General features: G+C 38.1%; 13 protein-coding genes. 6 read left to right on the top strand and 7 right to left on the bottom strand.

Going from position 1 to position 18,774, the window contains the following annotated elements; genetic code table 11:
- Positions 1–74: 74 nt before the first annotated feature.
- Positions 75–872, bottom strand: a complete 798-nt coding sequence (gene miaE / locus PAND9192_RS01780; RefSeq protein ID WP_087852292.1) for a tRNA isopentenyl-2-thiomethyl-A-37 hydroxylase MiaE — start codon at positions 870–872, stop codon at positions 75–77.
- Positions 873–963: 91 nt separating this feature from the next.
- The gene (locus PAND9192_RS01785; RefSeq protein ID WP_087852293.1) at positions 964–1,725 is read right to left on the bottom strand and encodes a DNA repair protein; all 762 of its coding nucleotides are present in this window, start codon (positions 1,723–1,725) and stop codon (positions 964–966) included.
- Between the two features lie 500 nt (positions 1,726–2,225).
- Here PAND9192_RS01785 and cysB point away from each other — a divergent pair, with 500 nt between their 5' ends.
- Together cysB and PAND9192_RS01795 are read left to right on the top strand one after the other, a co-directional pair.
- Positions 2,226–3,200 carry an HTH-type transcriptional regulator CysB gene (gene cysB / locus PAND9192_RS01790; protein WP_087852294.1) on the top strand — a complete coding sequence of 325 codons (975 nt, stop codon included), beginning with the start codon at positions 2,226–2,228 and terminating at the stop codon, positions 3,198–3,200.
- Between the two features lie 125 nt (positions 3,201–3,325).
- Entirely contained in the window at positions 3,326–4,522 is a 1,197-nt protein-coding gene (locus tag PAND9192_RS01795; RefSeq protein ID WP_087852295.1) for a methyltransferase, read from the top strand.
- A gap of 57 nt (positions 4,523–4,579) precedes the next feature.
- Here the strand turns inward: PAND9192_RS01795 and PAND9192_RS01800 are convergent, their stop codons facing one another.
- Both PAND9192_RS01800 and PAND9192_RS01805 read right to left on the bottom strand, forming a co-directional pair.
- Positions 4,580–6,538: a putative bifunctional diguanylate cyclase/phosphodiesterase gene (locus PAND9192_RS01800; protein WP_087852296.1), complete on the bottom strand. Its 1,959-nt coding sequence runs from the start codon at positions 6,536–6,538 to the stop codon at positions 4,580–4,582.
- Positions 6,539–6,735: 197 nt separating this feature from the next.
- Positions 6,736–7,941 carry an aromatic amino acid transport family protein gene (locus PAND9192_RS01805; RefSeq protein WP_087852297.1) on the bottom strand — a complete coding sequence of 402 codons (1,206 nt, stop codon included), beginning with the start codon at positions 7,939–7,941 and terminating at the stop codon, positions 6,736–6,738.
- A 427-nt stretch (positions 7,942–8,368) separates the two neighbouring features.
- On the opposite strand from PAND9192_RS01805, the gene PAND9192_RS01810 reads away from it, so the two are divergent.
- From PAND9192_RS01810 to adiA, 4 genes are all read left to right on the top strand, one after another.
- Positions 8,369–9,586 carry a CinA family nicotinamide mononucleotide deamidase-related protein gene (locus PAND9192_RS01810; RefSeq protein WP_087852298.1) on the top strand — a complete coding sequence of 406 codons (1,218 nt, stop codon included), beginning with the start codon at positions 8,369–8,371 and terminating at the stop codon, positions 9,584–9,586.
- A 207-nt stretch (positions 9,587–9,793) separates the two neighbouring features.
- On the top strand, positions 9,794–10,636 hold the full coding sequence (locus PAND9192_RS01815) for an META domain-containing protein (RefSeq protein WP_087852299.1): 843 nt from the start codon (positions 9,794–9,796) through the stop codon (positions 10,634–10,636).
- 293 nt (positions 10,637–10,929) lie between these two features.
- A complete protein-coding gene (gene potE, locus PAND9192_RS01820; protein WP_087852300.1) occupies positions 10,930–12,252 on the top strand; it encodes a putrescine-ornithine antiporter in 1,323 nt (440 codons plus the stop codon).
- Between the two features lie 55 nt (positions 12,253–12,307).
- Positions 12,308–14,599: an arginine decarboxylase gene (gene adiA / locus PAND9192_RS01825; RefSeq protein WP_087852301.1), complete on the top strand. Its 2,292-nt coding sequence runs from the start codon at positions 12,308–12,310 to the stop codon at positions 14,597–14,599.
- A 66-nt stretch (positions 14,600–14,665) separates the two neighbouring features.
- Here adiA and yfaE read toward each other — a convergent pair whose 3' ends face one another.
- The 3 genes from yfaE to nrdA are packed head-to-tail and all read right to left on the bottom strand — an operon-like array spanning position 14,666 to position 18,409.
- Positions 14,666–14,965 carry a class I ribonucleotide reductase maintenance protein YfaE gene (gene yfaE, locus PAND9192_RS01830; RefSeq protein ID WP_087852302.1) on the bottom strand — a complete coding sequence of 100 codons (300 nt, stop codon included), beginning with the start codon at positions 14,963–14,965 and terminating at the stop codon, positions 14,666–14,668.
- On the bottom strand, positions 14,962–16,095 hold the full coding sequence (gene nrdB / locus PAND9192_RS01835) for a class Ia ribonucleoside-diphosphate reductase subunit beta (protein WP_087852303.1): 1,134 nt from the start codon (positions 16,093–16,095) through the stop codon (positions 14,962–14,964). Before nrdB ends, yfaE begins: the two co-directional genes overlap by 4 nt.
- A gap of 46 nt (positions 16,096–16,141) precedes the next feature.
- Positions 16,142–18,409, bottom strand: coding sequence for a class 1a ribonucleoside-diphosphate reductase subunit alpha (gene nrdA / locus PAND9192_RS01840; protein ID WP_087852304.1), 2,268 nt, complete (start codon positions 18,407–18,409; stop codon positions 16,142–16,144).
- Between the last annotated feature and the right edge of the window lie 365 nt (positions 18,410–18,774).

The following is an 18,774-nucleotide window of genomic DNA, read 5'->3' on the forward strand; positions in this document are numbered from 1 at the left end:
ATTAAAAAAAAACCGCCTAATTGGGCGGTTTTTTGTTTTTTTAAACGCTATTGTAGCGTGAGTTAATGTTTGGTTTAAGCACTACAAACAGCCATAACCGGAACGCCACTGTGGAAACGGAAAGTATCATCGGGCGCTAGAATTAACTCTGCTTCTTTCGCACCAATAATACGAATACGATCAGCAATATTTTTACCCGCAATCTTTTCTGCAAGTGTTAGATAATCTTGATAATGACGCGCTTCTGAACGTAATAATGAAATATAGAATTTTCTTAGTTCTGGATCTAAATAGGGCGCAAGTTTAGCGAATCGTTCACAAGAACGTGCTTCAATATAGGCACCAACAATAAGCTTATCAATTAAGGTTGCTGGTTCATGCGTTCGAACCGCTTTCATTAAGCCTTTAGCATAACGTCCAGCATGAAGATTATGGTAAGCAATATCACGTTTATCCATGATCTCAAGTACCTGCTCAAAATGATGGAATTCTTCTTTAATTAACCGCACCATTTTATCTATTAGCTCTGATCCATGAGCAAAATCACTGCGTGGTGTTAATGGTGCCAGTAAACCATTTTTCTTACTGTGAAAATCAGTGGTTGAACGCTCATTTCCGCCGTAAACAAAATCTTCATAAGGTTTCGCCCATGCCATCAATGCTGCACCACTGGCTTTATCAACGGCGTATTTACGCACCATAAACATTGCAGTTTGGCTAGCCTTTAACTCGCAATTACAGTGATCGACTAATAATGCAGTGAGATTTTCTGGTTGACGGGCTTCTTCAATCCAGCTATCAGGGGTTTCACATTGAAGAAACTGATTAATCGGTTTAAGCAGCGTATTAATCATTTGCTGAGTATTATCCATAAGATGTTCTTTTTATTGTTATTGAAGGCATAAAAAAAGGTCGCAATTGCGACCTTTGTCGTTGGCTTATTTTAAGCCAAAGCGAATCAGATCACCATTTCCGCTTTGGTTGGAATAATACATCTAATTCATCGTTATCTTTATCAAGTAACTGTTGGCGTTCTTGTTCGCTACTTACGCTCATATTATTGTCGATCTCATTCAACATATATTGTAGTTTTTGCAGAGCTTTAGTGGCGTAGCTATCATTGCGAGATGATAAAACATCAATACCTTTTTTGAGCAGTTGCTTAGCGGTACCAAATTGGCGTTTTAAGCGTGCATCATTTGCACGTTTAACCACATTTTCAATATTGATGCGCAATTGCATATTATCGAGACGGGTATTTTCTTGCACATAAGCTTGGGTTGCGATACGGCCTTTACCATGCTCTCCTTTTAAAACGCTTTTTAAGCGCTTAACTAATTGTAACATGCCAATCGCTTGTCGATCGGAGTTCGGCACTTGAAACTGCACCACATTAGTTTGATCAAAATGGGTTTCTAAATACGTTAATTGTTCGCTAACATGCTGAATACGTTGTTTTAGTGTTCTATCTTTAGTATCTATTTCAGCAATGCTTTCTAGCGCATAAAGAATACGTTTATTAAGGCAGACTAATAATTCTTTACTGTAAGGTAAGTGACTGGCATTACTTATGAGCTCTTCAGTTGCATCAATGATAGCAACTTGTTTAGCCAGTTCTTGTTGTTTTGCACTTTCCAGTCGCTGGCGATATTGGATGATTACGCTGTAACCAATAATTAAAATGAGTAGAAGACTGATTAAACCAATAACAAGAGGGATACTCATAAAATTTTACTATCTTTTATGGTTAATATATAACTAAGGAAGATACACTATCTCGTTGTTTAGTGGTAGTTTGTTAGTAAAAAATGCTAACTTAATAACGTTGTAGAGAAAGATGTGGCTTTTTAGATCAAATGCTTTGTTTTTGTTCTGGTATTACTTCAAGATACAGAATTACAACGCGCATGTGATGCTATTTTAAGAGAATTAAAAGCTAAGATAACAGCGTAGATTACAGACATTCTTATTTATTCCCTTTATTAGTTTCTATTTAATATGACTAAGTCTCTAATGCTAGTGCGTAATTAGTACATGCTCTTATACTTATACGGTGGTTGAATGGTATTTTTTATGACTAAAAGTAAATAAAAACTATGAAACGGGGCTAATTCAATATATAAAATATTTATTACATGGTTGCACGATCATGCTTTGACATAAAAATCAGTGGATGAGTTTATGGAACAGTGTGAAAGGTAACGGATTATTGATTGGGCGAGACCATGAAATTACAACAATTACGCTATATCGTTGAGGTCGTAAATCATAACCTTAATGTGTCATCAACGGCAGAGAGTTTGTATACCTCTCAACCTGGTATTAGTAAACAAGTGCGGTTATTGGAAGATGAACTCGGCATTCAAATTTTTGAACGTAGTGGTAAACATTTAACCAAAGTAACCTCTGCAGGTGAAGAGATAGTGCGCATCTCGCGAGATATTTTATCGCGCGTTGAGAGCATTAAAGCGGTTGCTGGTGAGCATACTCACCCTGAAATGGGAACGTTGAATATTGCGACGACCCATACACAAGTACGTTATGCACTGCCGCAAGTTATTCAAGGTTTTACACATCGTTTTCCTAAAGTTTCACTGCACATGCATCAAGGAACACCAGCGCAAATTGCAGATGCTGTCGGTAAAGGTAGTTCTGATTTTGCAATAGCAACTGAAGCATTACATCTATACCAAGATATGATTATGTTGCCTTGTTATTATTGGAATCGTTCCATTGTGGTACGCAAAGATCACCCGCTTGCGACGAAAGAAATGATCACTATTCATGATTTAGCCGCATATTCATTAGTCACTTATGTGTTTGGTTTCACCGGACGTTCTGAGTTGGATAGTGCCTTTAATCGTTCAGGTTTAACGCCAAGGATTGTTTTTACTGCGACAGATGCTGATGTGATTAAAACTTACGTTCGTTTAGGAATTGGGGTTGGTGTTATTGCAAGTATGGCAATCGATACAGCTGCTGACCATGATTTAGTCGCGATTGATGCAAGCCATATTTTCGCATCAAGTACGACAATGATAGGCTTTAAGAAAGGTACATTCTTACGCTCTTATATGTATGATTTTATGGAGCGTTTTGCACCGCATCTTACGCGTAATGTGGTTGACCAAGCGATTGGATTAAAAAATGCCGCAGAAATAAACGAGATGTTTGCCTCAATGGATTTACCGATTAGATAACCACAAATATTATTGTAAACACAACATAAACCGCTAGTGATAGCGGTTTTTTTATTTGGTTAATGCCTCATACGTGAGCTTGGTATACACTAGCCTCCAATTTTTTGGTGAGTAAATGGTTGTTTATGTCTAACTACGTTGAGCTTTTTCATCGTCTTGATGCATTGTTGGTGAGCAATTGCCAATTTTGGCAGTTTATGCCTTTTGCTGAGCGTGGATTTGTTTGGCAGCAAAACCCACAATTTTGTCAATGGCTAATGAGTATTGATGACAGCCAATTACAATTATTAAGTCAGGATATTCATGCATTAACAACAGCATTACTGCCATGGATTAAAGATGCTGAACAGTTAACCCAAATTGCAGCTGAAGTATCACCGTTAGTGCGAACCGAGCGTTCGGTACCACAAGGTTTTGAGAGTGGTATTCCGGGGCGAAAGTGGCAACAAATTACCGCTTTTAATGAAGTGTTACCGCGACTAGGTTTACCATGGCTAGAGTGGTGTGCTGGTAAAGGCTACCTTGGACGTGTGCTCGCTGCATCCCATCAGCAACCAGTTACGAGTCTTGAGTGGCAACAGCAATTATGTGTTGATGGTGAGCAAGCTGCAAAACAATTACAGTTAGACATTAATTTTGTTCATGCAGATGCGTTTAGTATTGAGAGTAATACCGCGATTGTTCAGCAGCAACATGCAGTTGCCTTGCATGCTTGTGGAGATTTACATGTTTCATTATTGCAACGTGTAGCGGCTAAAAAAGGGGCCGCAGTGAGCATTTCACCTTGCTGTTACCATTTAATTCGGCAATCGCATTATCAACCTATGTCTACAGCAGCAAAAACAAGTGCATTAGTGTTATCGAAACATGATTTACGGCTGCCGTTACAAGAAACGGTTACGGCGGGTAATCGCGTAAGACAACTACGATTTGTGGAAGTGAGTTTTCGGTTAGGGTTTGATTTATTACAAAGAGAGCTCAACCAAACTGATACTTATCTAGCGGTGCCAAATGTACAAAAAGCCTTACTTACACAGGGTTTTGAAGCGTTTTGTCAGTGGGCTGCTGCAAAAAAAGGCCTTGATTTACCTTTAAATATTGATTTTGAGTACTGGCAGCGTCAAGGCGAACAGCGGTTTGCTATTACTGAAAGAATGGAGCTTGTTCGACAATTATTTCGTCGGCCATTGGAAATGTGGCTAGTACTTGATCGTGCATGTTTTCTGGAGGAGCAAGGTTATAACGTCGTGATCGGCTCTTTTTGTGATAAGCCAATCACTCCGCGTAATGTATTAATTCATGCGGAGCGTGGTGATTTGTAACTTAACCATGAACGATTCCCTATCACTAGGTGATAGGGAAAGTATTTAATGGCTAATTTAAGCCAATATATTAATTAATTTAGGGTGAAAATATTTCTGCTCAAGTTCATCAACGGGCATGGGTTTACTAAAGAAATACCCCTGACAATAATCAAAACCACATTGGTTGATATAATCAAGTTGTGCACGTGTTTCAACGCCCTCAGCCACAATTTTTAAGTTCAATTTCTCGCAAATGGCTTTTGTCGCTTCAATAATGACTTTGCTGCTTGTATGTTCACCTTGCACAAAACTTTGATCAAGTTTAACCGTACTGATTGGTAGATCATGTAACTGTGATAGGGATGAATAGCCAGTACCAAAATCATCTAAATATAACTCAATTCCCATCGCTGCAAGCGCATCTAAACACGGTTTGGTTTCACAGTAATCTTGGAGCATGGCTGATTCTGTGATTTCTAATGCAAGTAATGATGGGTTTATATTATATTGAAAGATCATTTGCTCAATAGTTTGCGCTAAAGTCGGTTGTAATTGTGCGCGTGATAAATTGATACTGATAATAAAAGGCTGCTGATAATGCTGAGTCCAATAGGCTAATTGCTGGCATGCGCTGTGTAAAATCCATAATCCTAGCGGCACAATTTGTCCTGTTTCTTCTGCTAATGGAATAAATTCAGCCGGTGAAACTTGACCTAATGATTCATCGTACCAACGGATCAGTGCTTCAAAACCTTTTAGTTGTTGTGTATTTAAGTCAATAATAGGTTGGTAATATAACTCAAAATCATTATTTTCAATTGCTTGAGATAAATGGTGACGCAGGGTCATTTTACGATATAACGCATCTGCCATTTCTTGTAAAAAAGGATAATAACAATTACGGCCTCGCTGTTTTGCGCGGTGCATTGCCATATCTGCTTGGGTGACGAGAGTATCAAAATTATTGGCGTCATCAGGATAGTTGGATGTACCTATACTGCAGCTAATTGAAAGTTCACCAATATCTTTAATATGAAATGGTCGATTTAATGTTTCTATTATTTGATTAGCAAAATAAGCGAGAGTGGTATAATTACGCTTCTCGATTTGAATAATAAACTCATCACCACCAAAGCGTGCCACGAGTCCTCTGTCTTTGACAATATTTAACAGTCGTATTGCAACAGCACGCAGTAATTTATCTCCTGCGGCATGGCCATAAGAATCGTTAACAAGTTTAAACCCGTCAAGGTCAAGAAACAGTAGGCTATAGTGTGATAAGTGATGATGACTCGCTTTTAGTGCAGCAGATACACCGCGACGATTCATTAGTCCGGTTAGATAATCATGATCAGCATTGTATTTTTCTTGATTGAGCTTTTCTTTATCTTTAGTGACATTAACCAGCTGTAGTAATAACTGTGAATTATCGCTTAGCCATTTAGCTTCAATATCAAACCAATGATGACGTTGTCCCGTCCAACATAAGCGACTGCACTTGAAGTGATTATTTTTTTTTGCATCCTTGAGCCATTTTTGGGCAATGTCAGTATCGCCAATAAACTCCGAAAGGTCGCTTAATTTATCAGTGAAGTGACTTGCAAAAGCATCGTTAGCGCTGATAAAACGACCAACGTCATTAAAAAGAAGCGCTAAATTTGAACAGTCAGAAAATGCAAGATCACGGCGTAGCGATGATTCATCTGCAATCACCTCAACCAACATTGCGATACGGCCATCATCAAGCGGGATCCCTGAAAATAAACACAGCATGTTTTTAGTGATCTTTTTGGGATTGAAACGCCACCAAGTTTTAATGGTTTTATTTGATTTAAAGGCGTGTTGGTATTCTAGTAGCGTTGCCCCTGCCGCAGCTGACATATCTTGACCTAAATCACGGTCTAAGAGCTCATCAATCGATGCAGCTTCCCACAAAGGGAGTGATTTATCATTTGCCCATAGGATTTTTTTATTATCAACATCAAAGACCCAAATTGGATTTTGAAGATAATGTAGAGGTGAGAAAGGATCCATCTCCAGCTTCTTTCTTTTTATTAAGGTGTTAATTTAAGTGAGAATAGCGGAAATAATACCGGTTAAACATACATTAATGATAACGACGTGATATTAGTCCACGTTATTACATTTAACCGGTGGATATTTAACCGTGATTGTGAATAAAAATGCGGCTATCTACAGCCGCATTTTTATATGACGATATTATTAAACCATTAACCGACAGCGGGTATTATTCCAATCATTTGTAATAATTGTGCTGCGATAATAATTATGCCGATAATAGTGACAATACCTAAAGCCAGCGAGCCGCCTTTTACTACATAAGCTGACTGATTATTAGCAGTCTTGCGTTGTACTCTAACCATCGCGACTGGTAAGAATATTGCTAAAATAACTAATGAAATAGCGGCATAACCAAGTGCCATAATAAACCCTTGTGGGTAAAACACAGCAAAAGCGAGCGGCGGTAAAAATGTAATTAAAGCCGTTTGTCCACGACCTGCTAGATGGTTACCACGATTAAGGGTATCAGCCAGAAAATCAAATAGTCCTAAGCTCACTCCAAGGAATGAAGTGGCTAATGCAAGATCTGCAAAAATAGAGACCGACTGACCGACCATAGGATTATGCAGTAATTGACTTAAACTACCAATAAATGCGCCTAAGGTCGTATTAGCCATTAATTGTGGTTGTCCCATAATACCTTGGCTAGCTAATTGCCATAAAATGTACACCATTAATGGTAATGCAGAACCAAAGATCATGATTTTTTTCAGGGCTTTAATATCAATTCCTATGTATCGAACAATAGAAGGAATACTGCCATGAAAACCAAATGATGTGAAAATTACAGGTAATGCAGACAGAATTAATCCTTTTTCGATCGGCATTTCAACCAAATGTTGCCCTTGAACATGTGGTAGTAATAATCCAAGCATAACTGCAAGTGCCACTACTTTTGCTGTAAAAAGAATACGATTAACCATATCAACACTGTGTGTGCCGATTGATACCACACTAGCAATAGCAACCGTAAAAATCACAGCCCCTATTTGAGGCGCAATTGTTGTTCCTGTCCAAGTGGAAATCTTTTCACTTAATTGGCTTCCACCGCCTGCAATGTAAGCGGCGCATAATGCGTAAAACAAGAAGAACATCGCTAATGTTGCGATAGTTTGACCCTTACGACCTAATAATTGATATGCCAAGGTGTTTAAAGTTGAAGAGGGATCTGCGTGTTGATGAACTTCCAGCATTAATAGTGCGGTGTAGGTCATTAATGCCCAAATAGCGATCATGATGATTGTTGCAGTTGTAAAGCCTAATCCTGCTGATGCAAGAGGAAGGGCTAGCATACCTGCACCAATGGTGGTGCCAGCAATGATCAGCATACTGCCGAATGTTTTATTTAAAGACATGATTATGTCACTCCCTGAGGAAAAAATGTATGTGGGAGGGGGTATAAATACACCTGTGGTCGCTCCCTATATATAAAAGCAGGCCACAGCGGCATAATCGAGATGAAGTGTTTTAAAATGTTTACACCTAGATTGAGCCACTGTGGCTATCGATAGGCAGTATTAGGATGAATATTTCGCACTTTAAATCTCTCTTGACTAGATAAAATAACAAATTAACAAGATTTCAGCATTGCTGTTAGCGGCTACATTAACCATAGAGTGTATAACTGTCAACTTATCTTTATTGTGTAAACTTTTTATTACAGTTGGTTGTTATTGAATGATAAACAATCGATAATAAAGTCAATGCATAATATTCTATCTATGATTTCAGGTTAGGCATAAACTGTATTTAATAATCAAGTTTTTATAGGGAATAACAACCATGCTTAATATAGTGATGATCAGTACCGGTGAAGAAGTACTGTATGGCGATATTGCAGATACAAATGCTGCATGGTTATCAGCATTGTTTTTCGAGCAAGGTTTTGCAATGACACGCCGAGTGACGGTGGGTGATGATTATGAAGCATTGGCGAAAGAAATTGAGATGTGTAGTTTAAGTGCTGATATTGTGATCGTAAATGGTGGTTTAGGACCAACATCGGACGATTTAACAGCAGCATCTGCAGCAATGGCAGCTAATGTTGGACTTGAACAGTCCGACGCTTGGGTTGCTGAAATGACAACGAAATATCAGCAACTCGGGCGAGTAATGCCTGATGCGAACCTTAAACAGGCAATGCTACCTGAAGGTGCTGAATTAATTGATAATCCTGTCGGTACAGCTTGCGGTTTTATGATGCAATTAAATCGAGCATGGCTGTTTTTTACACCAGGAGTACCAAGTGAGTTTAAGGTCATGGTAAAGGATCAGATATTACCGCGGCTACAGACTATGTTTAATGTGGTGGACAGCAAGGTTTGCCATCGTCTTTATACTTATGGATTGTCAGAGTCTAGCATCAGTGATCTTTTTCAAGTATTGATATTGCCAGATGGATATAGCTTGGGCTATCGCTCATCGTTGCCTTTTATTGAAATTAAGTTATTTGCTCCTCAAGATGGTATACAAGTAACTGCGCTGTTATCACAAATGATAGCGTTACTTGGAGACAATATCGTTGGTGAAGGGTGTCCGTTACTCGAGACGATTGCGAGTTTATTACCTCAACAGGCGTCGTTAGCATTGTCAGAACAAAGTTCGGGTGGGTTTGCGATTAATTGGCTCCAAGATGTACCAGCATTGAGCACAAAACTTGCTGTTAGTGAGGTTATGGCCGATAACATAGATGATCATGCTGAAGCGGAAGAATTATCAACATTAATTGCATTACGCGCTCAACGATTACATTTACATGCGCCAGCAACTTATACCCTAACAACCGGGCCGTCATCCACTGACGGTAGCTTTATGCTGGGTCTTACAACTCCTGATGGTTGCTGGTGTCAGCAGTTGGTTTTTAAACGTCAATACAACAATTATAATCGACGTTGGATTATAGCAACGGTTATGTTTGATATGTTACGCCGCCATTTACAAGGTGAAGAAGTCTTTGGTTGTTATGAATCATTAGATCGTATCGCAACTGAGACTCTATAATTAAAAACGTTTACAGCCACAGTATCTATGGCTGTTTTTTGTTATTTTGAATGCTGTATTATTGCAAAAATAAATGATAGTATTCAATTAAATTGATGGCTAATCATTGCTAGTACAATTAAAAATAGGCTAATCCCAATGATGAGTTGCTCAGCAATAGATAACCAAATTTCTGCAAATAAGCATATGTAAATTTAAGGAAAAATAATGGCTTTTAAATTAAAAAAAGTAGTATTAGCGACATCAGTAATTTTATCGGCGTTAATGCTACAAGCTTGTAATGATAATGAAGCAACAGTAAAGGCATCTCAGCAACCAGCTGCTGTCGTTAAAGCAGAGCAAGCCAATATGAAACCATTAGAAGTTAGTGTTATCTATTTAGATCGCCGTATGTTACCACCTGGTGCGGTGCTGAATGTTGCGCTTGAAGATGTCTCTCTGGCAGATGCACCCTCTGTCACATTGAGTACTGAATCAATGGATATTGCTGGTGCACCACCTTATCCGGTTACGTTAAATTATGACGCAAATAAAATAAAAGCTAATCACCGTTATAATGTGCGTGCAACAGTGAAAGTTGATAATAAATTAATTATGACTTCAACATCAGCAATGGATCCATTTGCCGCTGATGCAAAACAGCCATTAGAGGTTAAACTAGATCGTATTGCGCCAGCTCAAAATGCAGCACCGCAAGCCAATCAACCAGCACTTGCTGGCCCACAATGGCAATTAGTGACATTATCTGGTCAAGCTGTACAACCCGGTGCTGGTGGCAATAATGCTTTTATTCAGTTTGATACCACAACAAACACAGTAAGTGGTTTTTCTGGCTGTAATAATTTCCATGGTACATTAACCGCGAAAACGGCATCAACATTGACAGTAGGGCAAGCGGCATCAACACGTAAAATGTGTATGGAAGGAATGGAATTAGAACAAGCATTCCTAGCTGCATTACCTGAATTCGCAAGTTACAGTATTAATAATGATATATTAACTGTTAAAGATATTAATGCGAATACGATTGCGACGTTTAAAATAAAATAAAATTTTAATAACAAATAAAAAAAGCGTAATAAAAGATATTTTTCTTTTTTGCGCTTTTTTTTGATTATTAGTCATTGAATGATAAATAAAAATGTAGCGACATAGTTTATATATTTAAAATGTGCAATAAAAAAATTACTCCCTCCACATATAAATCTAAATGTTCAAATATATCATTAACAAATAAACCGACATTAAAATTTTAAATTATACTTGTTTCGATATACGACAGTGATAAGTAATTTTATCGGAATATTATCGTTATTAAAATAATTAATAAGGTAGTTTACGTTATGAGTGGAAACAGTAACAAAATGGGACTAATGGGATTAACGACCATAGTTACCGTTAATATGATGGGTTCGGGAATAATATTATTACCCTCCAGTTTAGCTGCAACAGGAGGAATTGCGTTACTTGCATGGGGTGTTACTGCAATAGGTGCATTAGCTATCGCTTATGCATTTGCTAAATGTGGTATGTATTGTACAGACGATGGTGGTATGTCCGCCTACGCTGAAAAAGCACATGGTAAATCCAGTTTTTTTATTGCCTCTTATACTTATTATGTGTGTCTTGTTATTAGTGCGGTAGCTATTTCTGTTTCATGTGTTGGTTATTTGGAATATTTTATTCCGTGGTTAAAAGAAACGCCAATTCATACCTTTGTTGGCGTTATTTCTATCCTTATTATTACTATGTTTGCCAACGTCAAAGGCGCCAAAATAACCGGGCAAATATCTACAGTTACCGTGTGGGGAATTATAATTCCAGTCCTTGGATTATCGATTATTGGTTGGTTTTGGTTTGATACGAAAATTTTTGAAGAAGCTTGGAACCCCCATGACATCTCAGTTGGCAGTGCAATTTATTCTGGAATGGCATTAACATTATGGGCATTTTTAGGTATTGAGTCGGCGGGTGCTAACTCAGGCACAGTTGAAAACCCTAAACGAAATGTTCCTTTAGCTTGTATGTTAGCGACTGTTTTCTCTGCCGCAACGTATATTGCTTCCACTACGGTTATTCAAGGTATTATTCCTAACGAGATTTTAGCAAAATCTGATTCTCCATTTGGGCTGGTATTTGCACAAATGTTTAGCCCATTAGTAGGAGAAATTATTACAGCAATGGCGATTATGGCTTGTGTGGGGTCGCTACTTGGGTGGCAATTTACCAATGCACAAGTATCAAAAGTTGCTGCTGATATGCGTCTATTTCCCAAAGTTTTTGGTGATGTAAATAAATATGATGCGCCATTTAAAGGCATGATGATCATGTTAGCCTTTGAATTATTACTTGCGGTTATGACTATTTCGCCAACATTATTAAAACAATTTAATGTATTAGTAAACTTAGCTGTATTTATTAATATGGTGCCTTATGTATTAGCGTTAACTGCTCTCGGAATAATTATGAGACAAAGTAACGTGAGTAAGAAAGAATATAATAACGGTATATTTGTTGGTTCAATTGCCGTGTTGTATAGCATTTATGGTGCATATTCTACCGGTGAGGAGGCGGTATTTTATGGCGCAATTATTACGTTGCTAGGTTATTTCTTCTATGGGTTTATTGCTAGCCGCGAAGCTATTAATAATAAAGTGTCATCGTGAGTTGTATTGAAGTAAGCGAAATATTAATTACTAGTCTGATATTAAAGGATTGTATATGTTGAATTATGGTAAACATATGAGAGTATTAATTTTTGATAACTCTCAAGCTACGGGAGTAGTTGCAAATGCTATCGACCGATTAGTTGAACAATTTGAAGATGAATCAATTATTGTCGTCAAAGCATCTACTTATGATGATTGCTACTCAATGCTCAACGTTAATATGGCGATTGACTGCTTTATGTTGACCTCAAGCATGACGGGTCAACAACAAGAAGAGAATGATATGTTTTTTTCTCTGATTGATAAATTGAATCAACGCCAACAAGGCGTGCCTGTTTTTTTACTCGCAGAGCGTAAAAAAATGACCTTAACTGTTGATCGTCAGTTAATGTCATTAGTGAGTGAGTTTGCATGGATTTTAGAAGATACATCTGATTTTATGGCAGGCCGCGCAATTGCAGCGATGCAACGTTATCGTGAGCAATTATTACCGCCACTTGCTAATGCTATGATGAAATATGATAGTGTGCATGAATATTCATGGGCAGCACCAGGACACCAAGGTGGAGTGGGCTTTCTAAAAACACCAGAAGGTCAACGCTTCTATAATTATTATGGTGAAGGACTCTTCCGCTCTGATATGGGGATAGAGCGTGGATCTTTAGGTTCATTGCTTGATCATACTGGCGCCTTTGGTGAAAGTGAAGATTATGCCGCGAAAGTGTTTGGAGCTGATAGATCCTATTCATTAGTAACAGGTACATCAGGAGCTAATCGTACTATCATGCAAATTTGTATGAGAGAAAATACGTTAGCTATTTGTGATCGAAATTGTCATAAATCGATAGAGCAGGGATTAATGTTAACTGGCGCATTGCCTGTTTATATGGTTCCAACCCGTAATCGTTACGGTATTATAGGGCCGATTTATCCAGATCAAATGTCACCAGAAGGGTTAAAAAAATCAGCTGAAAGTAGTGAGTTAACTAAAGATAAAGCGGGTAATATGGCCACTTATTCAGTGGTGACAAACTGTACTTATGATGGTTTATGTTATAATGCAAAACGAGCTCAAGAGATTTTAAGTGAAAGTAGTAATCGGATTCACTTTGATGAAGCTTGGTATGGTTATGCCCGTTTTAACCCTATTTATACCGATCACTTTGCAATGCGTGGTGAGCCAGAAGATACACCTGATGATGGACCAACAGTATTTGCTACTCATTCGACCCATAAATTATTAAATGCACTTTCTCAAGCATCATGGATCCATGTCCGTAATGGTAAAGATCACATTAACTTTGAGCGTTTTAATCAGTCGTATATGATGCATGCAACGACATCACCTTTATATGCAATTAGTGTTTCAAATGATATAGCAGTGTCACAAATGGCGGGTAACCGTGGTGAGTCGTTAACCAATGAAGTTATCAAAGAAGCGGTTGATTATCGTCAAGCAATGGGACGCTTACACCGTGAGTTTGTTGCAGATGGAGATTGGTTCTTTAAACCATGGAATGCTGAATCTATTGTTGATCCCGATACTGGGGTTGAATATGCATTTGAAGATGCTCCTGCTGAATTATTAGCGACTAACCAAGATTTTTGGATCATGAAACCTGGTGATAAATGGCATGGTTTCGATGATATCCCTAAAGATTGGTGTATGCTCGATCCAATTAAGGTCAGTATTTTAGCGCCAGGTATGGGTGATAACGGTAAGTTACTTGATACTGGTGTTCCTGCTGCATTAGTGACTCAATATCTTACTCGTTTTGGTATTGTGCCAACTCGTACGACAGACTTCCAAGTGATGTTCTTATTCTCAATGGGAATAACCAAAGGTAAGTGGGCAACGTTAGTTAATACCTTACTCAGTTTTAAAACTCATTATGATAATAATACCCCACTGAAATCGGTTCTACCTGATTTAGCAGCAAGCCATCCTCAGGTGTATGGTGATCTAGGTTTGAAGGACTTAGGTGATAAGATGTTTAGTTATCTAAAAACCCATACGCCATCTGAAATGTTAAATGCTGCTTATTCAACCCTACCAAAGGCTGACATTACTCCTCGTGCCGCATTTGAAGCTATTGTGGATGATAATGTAGAAATGGTGCCATCGAATAAACTACAAGGGCGTATTGCCGCTAATGCTGTTATTCCTTACCCACCAGGTATTCCGATGCTGATGTCAGGCGAGAATTTTGGCGATGCAAATAGTCCTCAAATTGGGTACTTACATAGCTTAGAAATTTGGGATAAAGAATTCCCTGGCTTTGAGCATGAAACGGAAGGTACTGAAGTTGAAGATGGTGTTTATCACGTGATGTGTGTGAAGTAGTTATACTGCTAACTGATAAACATATTAGCTCTTTATTGTGATCTTGATTGAAATAATCAGATAGCATTAAAGAGCTATGTTAGTTTTAGTTGATTGGTGTTCAGTGTTGAGTTGATAGTCAAAATGAACTTCAATATTTTGTTGTGGAATAGAACAACAACTTAATATTTCATTGGGACCAATAAAAGCGAGAGCATCTTGTTGAGTGACTGATCCTGAGATAAGTTTACATCGACAAGCACCACACATGCCATTGCGACATTGATACTCAGGTTTAATGCCTGCTTTTTCTAGTTGGGTTAATAAAGGTTCATGGCGATTGCCACAAACCTTAATACCATTAACCGTAAAGGTTAGTTGACTCACAATTCAAAATCACCAAGATCATCAGCACTAATATCATTGTCGATTTGACCGACAAGGTATGAACTGATTTCAGCTTCTTGAGGAGCAACTTGAACATTATCAGATGATAACCACGAGTTGATCCATGGAATTGGGTTTTGATTTGCACCGTCATAAGCCGGGCGTAGGCCGACAGCAACCATGCGCAAGTTAGTAATGTATTCAACATATTGGCATAATATTTCTTTATTTAGACCAATCATTGAACCATCTTTGAATAGGTATTCTGCCCACTCTTTTTCTTGCTCAGCCGCAGCCTTAAAGATACTGAAACATTCTTCTTCACATTCTGCTGCAATAATCGCCATTTGTGGATCATCATGGCCATTACGTAATAGGTTCAACATATGTTGAGTTCCCGTTAAATGTAATGCTTCATCACGTGCAATTAGCTTGATTATTTTAGCATTGCCTTCCATGAGTTCACGCTCAGCAAAAGCAAACGAACAAGCAAAGCTAACATAGAAACGAATGGCTTCTAATGCATTAACTGACATTAAGCACAGGTAAAGTTTCTTTTTGATGTCATGTAAATCAACAGTGAAAGCAATACCATCAGCAGAGTGTTGACCCTCACCATAACGGTGATAATCATTGGTAGCTGCGATTAAATCATCATAGTATTTAGAAATGTCACCTGCACGCTTAATAATATGTTCATTACGGACAATATCATCGAAAATAATTGATGGATTATTAACGATATTACGAATAATGTGCGTATAAGAGCGTGAATGGATTGTTTCTGAAAATGACCATGTTTCAATCCATGTTTCTAATTCTGGTAGTGAAACGATAGGCAATAATGCTACGTTTGGACTACGGCCTTGAATTGAATCAAGTAGAGTTTGATATTTTAAATTACTGATGAAAATATGCTTTTCATGATCTGGCAAGTTATTGTAATCAATACGATCACCAGAGACATCCACTTCTTCTGGACGCCAAAAGAAGCTTAATTGCTTTTCAATCAATTTTTCGAAAATTTCAAATTTTTGTTGGTCATAACGGGCAACATTGACTGATTGACCAAAAAACATTGGTTCTTTAAGTTGGTCGTTGCTAGTTTGACAAAAAGTACTATAGGCCATGATATCCTCAAATCACAAGGGAGCCATAAGACTCCCTTTTGAATGCTTAAATTTTACAACTCGTACAATCATCGCCACTCAGGTCGCTTTGGCTATCAGATGCGCCATCTCGAGTGTTATGGTAGTACAGTGTCTTAACACCTAATTTATAAGCATTAAGCAGATCTTTTAGTAACAGTTTCATTGGAACTCTGCCACCTACTTGCTTGCTCGGATCGTAGTTAGTATTTGCCGAGATAGCCTGATCAATAAATTTCTGCATAATGCCAACAAGTTGTAGGTAGCCATCGTTGCTGCCAATATTCCAAAGTAACTCGTAGTTGTCTTTGTATTTAGCAAACTCAGGAACAACTTGCTTGAGGATACCATCTTTTGATGCCTTAACGGAAACGTATCCACGTGGTGGTTCAATACCATTGGTCGCATTTGAGATTTGCGATGATGTTTCTGATGGCATCAATGCTGATAATGTTGAGTTACGTAGACCGTGTGTTTTAATTTCTTCGCGTAAGGTTTCCCAATCGTAATGCAATTTTGCACTGCAAATATTATCGATATCTTTTTTGTAAGTATCGATTGGTAAAATACCTTGAGCATAGGTTGTCTCGTTAAATAACGGACATGGGCCTTGTTCTTTTGCCAAATTAACTGATGCTTTCAATAAGTAGTATTGAATGGCTTCAAAAGCTTCGTGAGTAAGGTTATTTGCACTTCCGTCAGAATAACGCACACCATGTTTAGCAAGGTAATAAGCAAAGTTGATAACACCAACACCTAATGTACGACGGTTCATGGTTGAACGACGTGCAGCAGGTAATGGGTAATCTTGGTAATCTAATAATGCATCAAGTGCACGCACTGTTAGCTCAGCAAGTTCTTCTAAATCATCTAACGTATCAATTGCACCTAAGTTAAATGCAGATAACGTACATAATGCGATTTCACCGTCTTCATCTTCAACATTTCGTAATGGCTTGGTTGGTAGCGCAATCTCAAGACATAAGTTTGATTGACGAATCGGTGCAACAGCCGGATCAAACGGACTGTGGGTATTACAGTGGTCAACGTTTTGAATGTAAATACGACCAGTAGAAGCTCGCTCTTGCATTAGCAATGAGAATAGTTCAATCGCTTTAATCGATTGTTTCTTAATGCTTTCATCTTGCTCATACAAGTTATATAGACGTTCAAATTCTACCTGATCGGCAAAAAATGCATCATATAGCCCTGGAACATCAGATGGAGAGAACAATGAGATGTTCTGACCTTTGATTAAGCGGGTGTACATTAATTTGTTAATTTGTACACCGTAATCCATATGACGAACACGGTTTTCTTCTACACCACGGTTGTTTTTAAGCACCAGTAGTGACTCAACTTCGCGGTGCCAAATAGGGTAGAATAACGTTGCTGCGCCACCACGAACACCGCCTTGAGAACAACATTTAACCGCTGTTTGGAAGTATTTATAGAATGGAATACAACCAGTATGGAAAGCTTCACCACCACGAATTTCAGAACCTAATGCACGGATTCGACCAGCGTTGATACCAATACCTGCGCGTTGTGAAACATAACGTACAATTGAGCTTGCTGTTGCGTTGATTGAATCAAGGCTATCATCACATTCGATCAATACACATGAGCTGAATTGACGTGTAGGTGTACGTACACCTGACATGATCGGCGTTGGTAGTGAAATTTTGAACGTTGAAGATGCATCATAAAAACGTTTGATGTAATCGAGACGTGTTTCTTTTGGGTATTTATTAAATAGTGCTGCAGCAATTAATAAGTAAAGAAACTGTGCGCTCTCAAAGATTTCACCTGATACACGGTTTTGAACAAGGTATTTACCTTCAAGTTGCTTAACCGCAGCATAAGAGAAATTCATGTCGCGCCAGTGATCGATAAAGGTATCCATCACTGCAAATTCTTCTTCAGTGTAATCGTCTAGTAAGTGGCTATCATACTTACCTTTAGCTACTAAATTTGTAACATGGCTAAATAGCGTAGGTGGCTCAAATTGACCATAGGCTTTTTTGCGAAGGTGGAAAATTGCCAATCGAGCTGCAAGATATTGGTAATCAGGCGTTTCTTCTGAAATAAGATCAGCTGCCGCTTTGATGATAGTTTCGTGAATATCATCAGTACGAATACCGTCATAAAACTGGATGTGTGACTTTAGTTCGACTTGAGAGACCGATACATTTTCTAGGCCTTCAGCAGCCCAATCTATAACACGGTGAATCTTGTCGAGATCGATAAGTTCTTTACGACCGTCGCGCTTAGTAACTGTTAGTTGTTGAGTCATTTTTTGTTATTTTCCCAGTTTTCCTTGCGGATGATATTTTTTTGCACTTTATCTATTAGATTAGCAAAGAATGTGATCTTTATTATAAATACTGTTATTTAGCTAAAACACTATATGTTGGGGTCTTTAGCGAAAGTGTTTACAAGATAGTGGTGAATGCGTGGATTTGCAAGATGGTATTTTTTGACCAGCTGTGGATAACATGGGGATTTCAATAAAAAGTTAGTACCAACTCACTGATGTAGCGAATAGCATCAAATAGATAGTAAAAATCAATGCTTTTTGAGTTATTTTTTTAGATAAATAAAATTTATTTTTATTGCTTTTTTGTCGCGAATTTGAGCTAAGTAAATGGTGGTTTTTTA

The organism is Photobacterium andalusiense (assembly GCF_900185625.1).
GTDB classification, from domain to species: Bacteria; Pseudomonadota; Gammaproteobacteria; order Enterobacterales; family Vibrionaceae; genus Photobacterium; species Photobacterium aquimaris.